A 12,267-nucleotide genomic window follows, 5' to 3' on the forward strand; every position below is an offset into this window, starting at 1 on the left:
GGGTGTTCCTACCCCCCGGTGCGGACTTTCTCGCCCGGGAGTTACCGCGAGTACGTCGCGGGTGCCGTCCGGGTACGCGAAAGGGGCCGGAACCTGTCGGCTCCGGCCCCTCCCGCGTACGGATCAGAAGGTCAGGTTCCAGGCGTCGATCTTGCCCGTGTCCTGGCTGGCGTTGTCGTTGACGCGCAGCTTCCACACGCCGTTCGCGACCTCCGAGGAGGCGTTGACCGTGTACGTCTGGAGGATGTTGTCCGTGCCGCTGCCGGTCCGGTTGTGCACCGTGTAGACCGAGCCGTCCGGCGCCACCAGGTCGACCTTCAGGTCGCCGATGTAGGTGTGCTTGATGTCCACGCCCACCTTCAGGGTGGCCGGGGCGTTGCCCGTCACGCCGGACACCGTGATCGAGCTCTCGACCGTGGCGTTGTCGGCGATCGCGACGTCGGCCAGGTTCTCGAAGTACGCGCCGGGCGGCGGGGTCGAGCCGCCGACCGCCTTGAGGGCGTCGACCGCGCCTTCGCCGAAGAAGCCGTTCTTCGTGGAGGTTCCGGTGCAGCGGGCGTCCGAGGGGCAGGCCCGGTCGGTCGCCTGGACGCCGAGCTGGTCACGGATCTGCGCCGGGGTGAAGGCCGGGTTGACGCTCGCGATGAGCGCGGCGACACCGGCGACGTGCGGGGACGCCATCGACGTGCCGCTCATGTTGCCGTACTTGCCGCCAGGCAGCGTCGAGTACACCTGGGTCGAGCCGTCACCGCCCGGCGCGGCGACGTCGATGACGCCGTTGCCGAAGTTCGAGTACGAGGCCTTCGCGCCGCCGCTCGCCTGCGAGGCGACCGTCACGACGCCCGGGAGCTCGGTCGGGATGTCGATGCAGGCGTTGGTGATGGTGCGGGTGACCGGCGTCGAGTCGTTGGGGGACTCGGAGTCGGTCGTCTTGTTCGCCAGGTCGTAGTTCGAGTTGCCGGCCGCCGCCACCTGGAGCGAGCCCTTGCCCTCGGCGTAGACCTGGGCGCGACGGACGCCCTCGATGATCGCGGCCTGGTCGATGTTGTCCGGGCAGTTGAACTGCCACGGGTCCGTGTAGTAGCTGTTGTTGGTGACCTTGAAGCCGTGGTCACCGGCCCACATGAAGCCGCAGATCGTGTTCTCCGCGAAGAACAGGCTGCTGCCGGGCTCCGCGATGCGGACCGAGGAGATCTTCACGCCCGGCGCGACGCCGATGACGCCCTTGCCGTTCTTCGCGGCGGCGACCGTGCCGGCGACGTGCGTGCCGTGGGTGCCGACGTCACGCCACGCACCGGTGCGGGTGTCCGCCTTGCCGTAGGCGCAGGACGCCGAGTCGGCGGCGTTGAAGTTGGGCGCGATGTCCTGGTGCTGGTCGTCGACGCCGGTGTCCAGGATGCCGACCTTGACCGTCGCCGCACCGGTGGTGACGGCCCAGGCCTGGTCGGCCTTGATCTGCGTCATGTCCCAGCGGTTGGACTCGGTCAGGGTGGTCGCGGACTGCGACGGGTTGGCCGGGAGCGCCGGGTTGTAGGCGTCGGCCGGGACGTCGGAGGTGCGGGTCGCGCCGACCTGCTGGACGCCGCTCACCGTGCGCATCGAGGACGCGAAGGTCGCGGAGGTCGAGTGGGCCACGATCACGCCGATGGCGTCGTACGTGGCGAAGACCGAACCGCCGTTGGTCGCGACCGCGCCGGAGACGGCGGCCGTGCCGCCGGGGGCGGTGATGACCAGGTAGGCGCGGGTGCCCGCGGCCCAGGCCGAGGGGGCGGCGACGACGTTGGTGCTCGTGGGCGTGCGGGCGGCGTCGGCCGAGTTGGCCGCGACGGGCGCCGTGTCAGCGGTGGCGGTCGTGTCGAGGGGTGCCGCCTGGGCGAATCCTGCGGGAGCGGCGAGCGCCATGGTCGTGCCGAGGGCCGCGACGGCGATGGCCGAGATTCTCAACCGGCTGGATATGTGGGAAAACAATGCGTCCTCCGATGACCCGGTGGCGCGGGTGGCGCCTGCCGGGCCCTGTGATGTGTGGGGTGGACGCAAGATCCCAGAATCGGAGGTCGGAGGGAAGTCTTCTGTCGGAAAAGCCCGTTCGTGTTGCGTACTGTTGATCTAAAGGTGCCGGAAAGGTGGTTGTATGCACGAGAAGGTGCCCTTCGCTCCCGGCGGGCGGGGCGGCTGGAGAGTGCTGTCCGAAAGCGACCTGGACCGGGTCGTCGCCCTCGCCGCGCGCGTCGCCGCGCACGACGGCGGCCTCCCCGCGACCGCCACCGGGGAGTTCCTGCGACGGCGGTACGTGGGACTGGGCGAGGAGCGAAGGGCGTTCGCCGTCGGGGCCTTCGCCGGGGACCGGCTCGTCGCGTGCGGAGCCCGACGGCCGGTCGCCGAAGGGACCATGATCACCGGCCTCGTGGACCCCGACCACCGCCAACGCGGCCTGGGGGGCACCCTGTTCGCCCTCCTCACGGAGGCGTCCGGTGGCGCGTCCGGACCACTGCTCCTGGAGACCGAGTCCCTGAAGCCCCACGGCGAGGCGTTCCTCGCCGCCCGGGGCCTCGTGCGCACCTTCGCCGAGGACGTGCTGCGGCTCGGACCGGACACCGCGCCGCCGGCCGTGCCGCTGCCCGGCGGGATCACCCCGGAGGAGTGGTCGGACACCAACCGGGCCGACTTCCACGCCGCGTACCGCGCCTCCTTCGCCGACCGGCCGGGCTTTCCCGACCCCACCCTGCACGCCTGGACCGTCTGGCTCGTCGACGACACCTTCCTGCCCGGCTGCTCCCTCCTCGCCCGGACCGCCGACGGCACCCCCGTCGCCTTCGTGACCTGCGCCGAGGAGTACGTGGTCCAGCTCGGCGTCGCACCGGGCCACCGCCGCACCGGCCTCGGCCGGGCCCTCGCCACCGCCGCGCTCCACCGTCTGCGCGCCCACGGCCACGGCGAGGTGTACCTCGACGTCAACACCGACAACCCGGCCTCGGCCGCCCTCTTCCGGGGACTCGGCTTCGCGCCCCTCACCCGACGGGCCCGGTTCGCGGGAGGGGGCCGCCACGGGACGGCGGGCGACGGGGAGTGACGACGGAGGCGAGGACGCGGCGCCCGTCCGGGCGGCCGGCCTCGCCTCCGCCGTCCCTCTTCCGGTTCCTACTTCAGGTAGGGGCCGTCGGCGCCGATCTTGCCGGGGCCGTTCAGGACGTACACCCGGAGGTTGCCCTTGCCGGGTGCGGCGACCGTGAGGCTGCCGTTGGTGACGGTCCGGACGTCTCCCGTGACGGCGTCGGTGTAGGTGCCGTTCGGGATGCCGGAGTAGGTCGCGCCGCCCGAGACGGCGACAAGCGCGAAGCTGTCCGTCGAGCCGCTGGTGTAGCGGCGCTTGAAGGCCATGCCGCCCGAGATGCCCTCGGTCGAGTACTGGCCCGTCTGGAGTGCGGGGATCGCGCGGCGGATCTGGTTGAGCCGCTGCACGTGCCTGACCAGCGGCTGCTGGAGCGTGGTGGCGACCGTGCCGGAGGCCGACGAGACCTGCGAGAAGTCGGAGGCCGTGACGGAGCCCGCGAGGTGCGCGCCGTAGTAGGCGCGGCCCGTGGTGGCGAGCGGGCAGGTGGGCCCGCAGTCGATCTTCTGGCCCTTCTGGAACTCGATCTCGGAGCCGTAGTAGAGCGTCGGGATGCCGCGGAAGGTCCACATCAGCGACATGTTCTCGGCCCAGGCGTCGGTGCCGCCCGCGTACCGCTCGCTCGACTTGTTGGGGCCGTAGTCGTGGCTGTCGACGTAGACGACGTTGTAGGTGGCGTCGTTGTAACTGTCGTCGGAGTCCTTGCCGTTGAAGTAGGCGTTGGAGGCGTCACCGAAGTTCATGTGCATGCGCATGTCGATGACGTTCATGCCCGAGAAGCGGCTGTGGTCGGGGGTGTGGTAGCTGTTCCCGTTCAGGAAGGCGTTGTTGGAGGTGGGCTGGTTGCCGGTGCCCTGCTGCTGCTCGTAGTCGTACATCTCCAGGGCGGCCTTGGTGTCGTCGGCGTCGTACTCCTTGCGCTCCTTCCAGGTGTAGAACTGCGCCGAGTGGTTGACCGAGCCGCGGTTCCACTTGTCGTTCACGAAGGCGGCGACTTCGCCGAAGACGAAGAAGTTCTTGGCGGCCTCCGCTCCGTGACGCTGCGTCACGCGTTCCTGGATGGCGGGGAGGAAGCGGCGGTTCCAGGTGGTGCGCGGGATGTGCACGGCGGTGTCGACGCGGAAGCCGTCGACGCCCATGTCGATGTACTTGTTGTAGGCGCCGATCAGGTAGTTCTGGACGGTCGCGTTCTCGGTGTTGAAGTCGGCGAGGTCCTCGTGCAGCCAGCACGAACGGGAGTCCTCGCCCTCCCAGTTGCCGATCCAGCACTGGTGGTAGAGGGCCTTCGGGAACATGCCGGAGGTCGGGCTCGGCCACTGGCAGTTGTAGACGGTGTAGCCCTCGGCGCTCTTGCCGCCGGTCGGCTTGCCCCAGTTGAGGCAGGTGTTGCCGGTGGGCTCGGCCGTCGACCACAGGTCGCCGTTGTAGTACGACTTCCCGGACTTGGCGTCGATGGTCAGGCCGTCGTACTCGAAGCCGGGCTGCTTCTCGTCGTAGTACCAGCTCCACTGGCTGTCCCTCACGCCGTACACGGTCGGCGTGAAGAGGCCCTTGGCGCCCCAGCGGGAGGAGTGGTTGTAGACGACGTCCTGGTAGATCTTGACGCCCTTGGCGTGCGCGGCGTCGATCAGGTCCTGGTAGGAGGCTCCGGCGGACTCCAGGCGCGGGTCGACCTTGTAGAAGTCGTAGCCGTGGTAGCCGTGGTAGTCGTAGTCCGAGCGGTTGAGGACGACCGGGGTCACCCATATCGCGGAGAAGCCGAGGCCCTTGATGTAGTCGAGCTTCTGGATGAGGCCCTTGAAGTCGCCCCGGAACATGGGGTCGTCGTTGGCCGCGTTGCCCGACTTGGTGTGCTGGCTGCCGCCCCGGTTGTTCGTCGCGTCGCCGTCGTTGAAGCGGGCGGTGAGGACGAAGTAGATCGGGTCCTTGCGCGGGTCGGTGCCGAGCGGCTTGCCGGTCGCCGGCGTCTGCGGCCCGTCGCCGGTGGTGGCGGTCGCGGCGGCCGAGGCGGCCGAGACGTTCCCGGCGGCGTCCACGGCCTTCACGGTGTACGTGTACGCGGTCCGCTCGGCGAGGTTCGTGTCGGAGAAGACGGTGGAGCCGACGTCGGTCACGACCGTGCCGCCGGTCCCGCCGGTGCGCGTGACCTGGTACTTCGTCACGCCCCTGTCGTCGGTCGCGGGGTCCCAGGTGAGGAGGACGGAGACGCCGTCGGCGGCGGCGGTGACCCGGGCGGGCGCCGTCGGGGCCTGCGTGTCGGGGACGGCGGCGGCGCACGGGTCGGCGGCGGCGGCCGTCACCACGTTGTTCCGTACGGTGCTGACGCCGGTGCCGATCGTGTAGTCGGAGCCCCGGTTGTTGTCCCAGGTGCCGTTGCCGTTGTTGAAGGCGGCCTTGAGGGAGGTGGCCGTGCCGAGGTCGATCTCCCGCTTCCACCAGCCGGTGCAGGCGGCCTGCATGCCGACGCCGGGGACGGTCGTCCAGGCGCCGCCGGCGGGCTGGTAGTGGACGTTGACGGTGGACCAGCCGAGCGCCTCGGTGGAGTAGTACACCGTCGCCCTGCCGGCGGCGGAGGGCGAGGGCGTGGGTGTGGGGGTCGGTGTGGGCGTGGTCCCGCCGCACGGGTCGGAGTGGGCGACGACGCCGTCCTTGACCGTGATGGCGCCGGTGCCGAGGGCGTAGTTCTTGCCGCCGTTGTTGTCCCAGGTGCCGTTGCCGTTGTTGAAGGTCGCCTGGAGGCCGCCGGCTGTCCCGAGGGTGACGGTCTTCTTCACCCAGTCCGTACAGGCGGCCTCCATGGCCACGCCGGGGACGGTCGTCCAGGCGCCGCCGTCGGGTGCGTAATGCAGGTTGTAGAGCGCCCAGTTCTTCGTCTTCGTCCAGTAGAAGACCGTGGCGGTGTTGTCGGCGGTGGCGGCCACCGGGGCCGTGCGCGGGGCCGATTCGGGGGAGGTGGGGGAGCCGGGTGCGGCGACCACCAGGCCGAGGACGCCGGCGGCGGCCAGGGCGGCGACCGGGCGGGCCGGTAGCCGTCTGCGGGTGCGAGTCATCGGGATCTCCAGGCGGGGGGCGCCGTGTCTCCGTGCGGAACCCGGCCGTGAGGCGGGGATGCGGGCTCTGTTGGAAACACAGTCGGAAAGTTGCAGAAACATCTTGCGTCGGCCGGAAGTTACCGGTGCTCGGGTCCCGCGTAAAGGGATCGAACAGAAACGGGGCCCGCGACCGAGGTGGTCACGGGCCCCGCGGGGGCGTGGTGAGGGTGGGTCAGGGGCGTGGCCAGGGGCGGCCTTCGAGACGTTCGATGTCCTGGTTGAAGCGTTCGAGGAAGGCGGCGAACCGGGCCACGTCCTCGGCGGGCCAGTGCTCCATGACCCGGTCGAGCCCCTCGATGTTCGCGTCCCGGTCGGCGGCGAGCCGCCGCGCGCCCTCCTCGGTGATGCGGAACTTGCGGGCGATCCCGCCGTCGGGGTCGGGGATGCGCTCGACGACGCCGGTGCGGAGCATCGCGGCGGTCTGCCGGTTGAGGGTGGAGGCGTCGAGGCCGAAGGCCTCGCTGAGCTGCCCGATGGACATGGGCCCGTGCATGCTGATGCGGCTCAGCAGGACGTACGCGCTCCGGTCGAGCTGGCCCCCGCCGGCCCGGGAGCGGGGGGCGTAGAGGTGGGCGTGCCGGCTGAGCAGCATGGTCTCGAACTCGACCAGGTGGGTCGGCTTGTCCGCGGGCTTGTCCATGCGGTCATTCTCTCCCGAAGTGATCGCATATGCATCATGCACGGCTTGTGTATATAGCAATGCTTATGCATCATGCATAGAAAGATCCCGCTGTGAAACCCAGGAGAACCCGTGGACGGCCCCCAGCCCGAAACCCGCACCGGAGGCGTCGTCGGCGTCCTCGCCCTCGCGGGCATCGTGGCCGCGCTCATGCAGACCCTGGTGGTGCCGCTCATCGGCGACCTGCCGAAGCTCCTCGCCACCACCCCGTCCAACGCCTCCTGGGTGATCACGGCCACCCTCCTCGCCGCCGCCGTCGCCACCCCCGTCGCCGGACGCCTCGGCGACACCCTCGGCAAGCGCCGGGTCCTCCTCGCCTCCGTCGTCCCGCTCGTCGCGGGCTCCGTCGTCTGCGCGCTCGCCGAATCCGTCGTCCCGATGATCGTGGGCCGGGGCCTCCAGGGCCTCGGCATGGGCGTCGTCCCCGTCGGCATCAGCCTCCTCAGGGACGTCCTGCCGCCCGAGAGGCTCGGCGGCTCCATCGCCCTCATGAGCGCCTCCATGGGCGTCGGCGGCGCCCTCGGCCTGCCCTTCTCCGCCGCCGTCGCCGAGAACGCCAGCTGGCGCGTCCTCTTCTGGGTCGCCGCCGCCTTCAGCGCCCTCGTCGGCCTCGCGATCTGGCGCGTCGTCCCCGCCGGCCCCCGCAACCCGGCCCCCGGCCGCTTCGACCTGCCCGGCGCGCTCGGCCTCGGCGCCGGACTCGTCGCCCTGCTCCTCGCCGTCTCCAAGGGCGCCGGCTGGGGCTGGGGGAGCGCCACCACCCTCGGCCTCTTCGCCGGCTCGGCCGTGGTCCTGCTCGCCTGGGGCTTCTGGGAGCTGCGCACCACCGACCCGCTCGTCGACCTCCGCGTCACCGCCCGCCCGGTCGTCCTCCTGACCAACGCGGCCTCGGTCCTCGTCGGCTTCGCGATGTACGCGCAGTCGCTCGTCGTCCCGCAGCTCCTGCAGTTGCCCGAGGCGACCGGTTACGGCCTCGGCCAGTCGATGATGGAGATGGGCCTCTGGATGGCCCCGGCGGGCCTGATGATGATGGCCCTCGCCCCGCTCGGCGCGAAGCTCTCCGCGGCCAAGGGCCCCAAGGTCACCCTCTCCGTCGGCTCCCTCGTCATCGCCGCCGGGTACGCCTCCTCGCTCGCCCTGATGGGCTCCACCTGGGGGCTGCTCGTCGTCACGATCGTCTGCAACACCGGCGTCGGCCTCGCGTACGGCGCGATGCCCGCGCTCATCATGGGCGCCGTCCCGCAGGCGGAGACCGCCTCGGCCAACAGCTTCAACACCCTCATGCGGTCCATCGGCACCTCGGCGTCCGCCGCCGTCATCGGCGTCGTCCTCGCCCAGCTGACCACCACCCTCGGCGGCCACACCCTCCCCTCCGAGGACGGCTTCCGCACCGCCATGACGATCGGCGCGGGCGTCGGCCTCGTCGCCGCCGTCGTCGCCGCGCTCATCCCCGCCCGCACCACCCCGGCCACCGGCGCCGGCCCGGTCGTGCCCGCACAGGGCGACTCCACCGGGACCGGCGACGAGGCCGGGTCGCGGGCCGCCCTGCGGTAGCCCGTACGGAAGAGGAGAGCCCGTACGGAAGAGGAGAGCCCGTACGGAAGAGGAGAGCCCGTACGGAAGAGGAGAGCAACGCGCGGGAGGGCGTCCGTTACGGGGCGTCCTCCTCCGTCGCCGGGTCGAGGGTGAACAGGGCGCCGTCCGGGTCGCGGACGACCACGCCGCCGTCCGTGCCGTCCGGGGCGCCCACCCCGCCCCACTCCTCGCCCGGCACGAGCGTCCCGCCGTTCGCGACCACCGCCGCCTTCGCGGCCTCCAGGTCGGGAACCCGGAACCGTACGAGCCAGCGCGGGCGCAGCTGCGGACGGGGGGAGGCCGACTCCACGGGGCCGCTGTTCAGGCGGGCGACGGCCTCGTCCCGCCACCGCAGGACCACCTGGTCCTTCTCGTAGCTCACCTCGCAGCACCCCGGGCTGCCGTCCGCCCAGCCGAGGACCCCGCCGTAGAACACCGCCGCGTCGAACGCGTCCCGCGTGTGCAGTTCGAGCCAGGCCGGGGCCTTCCGCTCGCCCACCCGCCACCGCGAGACGAGCCGCCCCTCCCACACCGCGAACGCCGCTCCCTCCCGGTCCGTCGCGAGCGCCGCCCGCCCCCGGGGCGGGAACGCCACCGGGCCCACGCCGATCGTGCCGCCGCGCTCCCTGATCCGGGCCACCGCCGCGTCCGCGTCGTCGACCGCGAAGAACGCCGTCCACGCCACCGGCACCGCCAGCTGCGAGGCCACCGCCGCGATCCCCGCCACCGGCACCCCGTCCAGCTCGCCCACCGCGTACTCGTCCCCGAGCGAGCCCCGCCGGAACGACCAGCCGAGCACCGCCCCGTAGAACCGCTCCGCCGCGTCCAGATCACGCGCCGCCAGACTCAGCCAGCACGGCGCGCCCACCGCTTCCGCGCTCACCGTCACCCTCACCATCTCCTCACGCCCCGATCCTCGTTCCCAGGCCCAGGGACCGCCCCTTCCCCGCCCCCGCGTCCGGCATGCGCGCGTTCACCCGTGTGCCGACGAAGTCCACGCGGCAGGGGTGTCCGCGGGGGTGTTCCGTGACGGAGGCGTCAGGCGGACCGCGCGGCGACCTGACCGGCCAGGGCGACCGACAGGTGGTGGTGGAGGGCGCCGAGGACCGGCTCGCCCGGGGCGAAGAGGACGGCGGCGAGCTTCCAGTACCGGCGGATCACCGGGCCGTCGCTCGTACCGAGCAGCCCCAGGAGCCGCCGCCGGAACGCGGGCGTGTCGCGGGCGCCCAGGGCGCGCGCGTACGCCGCCACGAAGCAGTCGACGGCCTCGTCCGCCTCCGCGAGCGCCCCGCCCGGCCCCTTCCGCGCGCCGGCCGCCAGCGTGTACGCCTCGCGCAGCCCCTCGTACAGGACGGCCGCGCGGTACGTCCCCGCCGGGAGCGGCGGCGCCGGACGGAACGATGCGTCGGCGAGCCGGGGATCGGTCACCAGGGTGTGCAGCCGCGCGAAGGCGAGGACCTGCTCCGGCGTCGGGTCCTCCGGAGGCCGCGGGATCACCGAGTCGAGCACCGAGCCGGCCAGCGGCGCCGGCAGACGCACCGGGAGCGAGCACCGCCAGAACCGGGCCAGCGCGCCGGTGTCCGGCGGCAGCGCGATCGCGCCGACCAGCCGCAGCCGCTCCGCCCGGTCCCCGGCCGCGCACTCCTTGACGAGCCGCAGCGAGGCCTCGCGCCACCGCATCGCCGTCAGTCGGGACCCGAGCTCCCGCAACTGTCCCGCGAGGACCTCGTCCAGGGCCTCGTCCCGCTCGATGACCCTCTCGACCTCCGGCACGGGCAGGTCGAGCCCGCGCAGCGAGCGGATGAGCAGCAGCCGGTCGACGGCCTCGGGTCCGTACCGCCGGTGCCCGCCGCCGCTGCGGCCGGCCTCGGGGAGCAGCCCGCGATCGGAGTAGTAGCGGACGGTCTTCACGGTGACACCCGCGCGCGTGGCGAGCTCACCGATGCTCAGCAGGTCGTCGGACCCCACGACTTGAACCTCCCCCGACGGGAGCTTTTAGCGTAACGGCACGACATCGCCGAGGAGTCGCAAGGAGACGATCATGACGGCATTCGTTCTGGTGGCGGGCGCCTTCACCGGGGGATGGGTATGGGGCGGGACGGTGGCGGGGCTGCGCGCCGCGGGTGCGGAGGCGTACGCGGTGACGCTCACCGGCATGGACGGGGAGAGCGGCGCGGAGGACCGCGTCGTCGATCTGGAGACGCACGTCGACGACGTCCTCCGCCTCGTCGACGGGCTCACCGCGCGCGAGGTCGTCCTCGTCGGGCACGGGTACGGGCTCCGCCCCGTCCTCGCCGCCGCCGACCGGCGCCCCGGCCGGATCGCCCGGCTCGTCGCCCTGGACACGGCCCTGCCGCAGCACGGCGAGACCGCGCTGAGCGGCGTACAGGACCCGGACGTCCTGGCCCGGACGGAGGCCGATCCCGGAGCGCCCCGGATCCCGGCGCCGACGCGGGACACCTGGCCGCGCTGGGGGAGCACGGAGGGCGTCCCCGCCGAAGCCCTCGACCGGCTGGCCCGGCTCGCCGCGCCCCAGCCGCGCGCCACCTTCACCCAGCCGCTCCGGCTGACCGGCGCCGCCGCGACGCTGCCGGTCACCGGGTTCCTGTGCACCGCCAACGGCGCGAGCCTCGACATCGTGCGGATGCTCGTCGCGTCGGGCCCGCCGCAGTTCCAGGCGCTCGCCCAGGACCACGTGCGCTTCATCGAACTGGCCACCGGACACTGGCCGATGCTGTCCGACCCCGCCGGACTGGCCACCGCCCTGCTGCGCGCGGCGGCGGGCGAGGGGGAGCGGGTCACCGCGCCGGAACTGGCGGCCGCGACGGAACACGCGACGCCGTCCCACCTCCTGCCGTTCCTCCTCGACGTCCCCGAGGCGCCGCGCGAGCGGCACGGCCGCGTCGACCTCCACCTCCCGGACGCCGGGGAGCCGCGTCCCGCCGTCGTCTTCGTGCACGGCGGGCCCGTCGCCCCCGGCCGGCGGCCCACCCCGCGCGACACCCCGTTCTTCCTCGGGTACGGCCGCTACGCGGCGAGCCTCGGGGCCGTCGGCGCGACTTTGGACCACCGGCTGCACGGCCTCGGCGACTACCCGCGCGCCGCCGAGGACCTCGCCGAGGCCGTCGCGTTCGTCCGCGCCGACCCGCGCGTGGACCCGGACCGGATCGCCCTCTGGTTCTTCTCCACGGGCGGGCCGCTCGCGGCCGACTGGCTCGCGGCGCCCCCGCCGTGGCTCCGCTGCGTGGCGGCGAGCTACCCGGCGCTCGGGCCGCTGCCGGGCTGGGGCGCGGTGGACCCCCGCTTCCGGCCGGCCGACGTGGTGGGAACCGCCGACGGGCCGCCGGTCGTTCTCACCCGTGCGGGGCGCGAGCACCCCGCCTTCGCCGACACCGTCCAGGCCTTCCTCGACGCCGCCGCGAGGCGGAACGCGGACGTCGAGATCGTGGACGTGCCGGACGGGCACCACGCGTTCGAGCTGGTCGATCCGACCGACGCGTCCCGCGCGGCCGTGGAGCGGGCCATGCGCTCCGTCCTGGGCCACCTCGGGCACGTCGGCGACACGCGCCACCTCGACCATGTCGGCGACACGCGCCACCTCGGCCACGTCGGCGACACGCGCCACCCCGGCCATGTCGGCCGCACGCGCCACCCCGGCCGTACCGGGAGCTGACACCTCCCGGTACGCCGACGGGGCCGGGGGCGCGACCCCCCCCCGCCCGCCCCCCCCCCCGCGCCCGGTTCCCCCGGGGGGTACCCCGGGACCACCCGGGGGGGGTCCCCGCCGAAACGAACAAACACCCCCCCGGGGC

The 12,267-nt window shown here is 72.9% G+C and carries 8 protein-coding genes; 3 read left to right on the plus strand and 5 right to left on the minus strand.

Going from position 1 to position 12,267, the window contains the following annotated elements:
• Nucleotides 1-123: 123 nt before the first annotated feature.
• A complete protein-coding gene (locus AB0G79_RS13590) occupies nt 124-1,902 on the minus strand; it encodes a S8 family serine peptidase (protein ID WP_360805187.1) in 1,779 nt (592 codons plus the stop codon).
• 229 nt (nt 1,903-2,131) lie between these two features.
• On the opposite strand from AB0G79_RS13590, the gene AB0G79_RS13595 reads away from it, so the two are divergent.
• Entirely contained in the window at nt 2,132-3,070 is a 939-nt protein-coding gene (locus AB0G79_RS13595; protein ID WP_360805120.1) for a GNAT family N-acetyltransferase, read from the plus strand.
• Nucleotides 3,071-3,138: 68 nt separating this feature from the next.
• On the opposite strand, the gene AB0G79_RS13600 is transcribed toward AB0G79_RS13595, so the two are convergent.
• Both AB0G79_RS13600 and AB0G79_RS13605 read right to left on the minus strand, forming a co-directional pair.
• On the minus strand, nt 3,139-6,159 hold the full coding sequence (locus tag AB0G79_RS13600) for a carbohydrate binding domain-containing protein (RefSeq protein ID WP_360805123.1): 3,021 nt from the start codon (nt 6,157-6,159) through the stop codon (nt 3,139-3,141).
• 214 nt (nt 6,160-6,373) lie between these two features.
• Entirely contained in the window at nt 6,374-6,841 is a 468-nt protein-coding gene (locus AB0G79_RS13605) for a MarR family transcriptional regulator (RefSeq protein ID WP_360805126.1), read from the minus strand.
• Between the two features lie 111 nt (nt 6,842-6,952).
• Between AB0G79_RS13605 and AB0G79_RS13610 the strand changes: the two genes are divergently transcribed.
• Nucleotides 6,953-8,434 (plus strand): MFS transporter, encoded by a 1,482-nt coding sequence (locus AB0G79_RS13610; protein ID WP_360805129.1) that lies wholly within the window; start codon nt 6,953-6,955, stop codon nt 8,432-8,434.
• Nucleotides 8,435-8,531: 97 nt separating this feature from the next.
• Here AB0G79_RS13610 and AB0G79_RS13615 read toward each other — a convergent pair whose 3' ends face one another.
• Complete coding sequence (locus AB0G79_RS13615) at nt 8,532-9,344, minus strand: VOC family protein (RefSeq protein ID WP_360805132.1); 813 nt, start codon at nt 9,342-9,344, stop codon at nt 8,532-8,534.
• Nucleotides 9,345-9,493: 149 nt separating this feature from the next.
• The gene (locus AB0G79_RS13620) at nt 9,494-10,423 is read right to left on the minus strand and encodes a MerR family transcriptional regulator (RefSeq protein ID WP_360805135.1); all 930 of its coding nucleotides are present in this window, start codon (nt 10,421-10,423) and stop codon (nt 9,494-9,496) included.
• Nucleotides 10,424-10,496: 73 nt separating this feature from the next.
• Between AB0G79_RS13620 and AB0G79_RS13625 the strand changes: the two genes are divergently transcribed.
• Complete coding sequence (locus AB0G79_RS13625; protein WP_360805138.1) at nt 10,497-12,128, plus strand: alpha/beta fold hydrolase; 1,632 nt, start codon at nt 10,497-10,499, stop codon at nt 12,126-12,128.
• The last annotated feature ends 139 nt before the right edge of the window (nt 12,129-12,267 follow it).

Origin of the sequence: Streptomyces sp. NPDC020807 (assembly GCF_040641575.1) — a bacterium.
Lineage (GTDB): Bacteria > Actinomycetota > Actinomycetes > Streptomycetales > Streptomycetaceae > Streptomyces.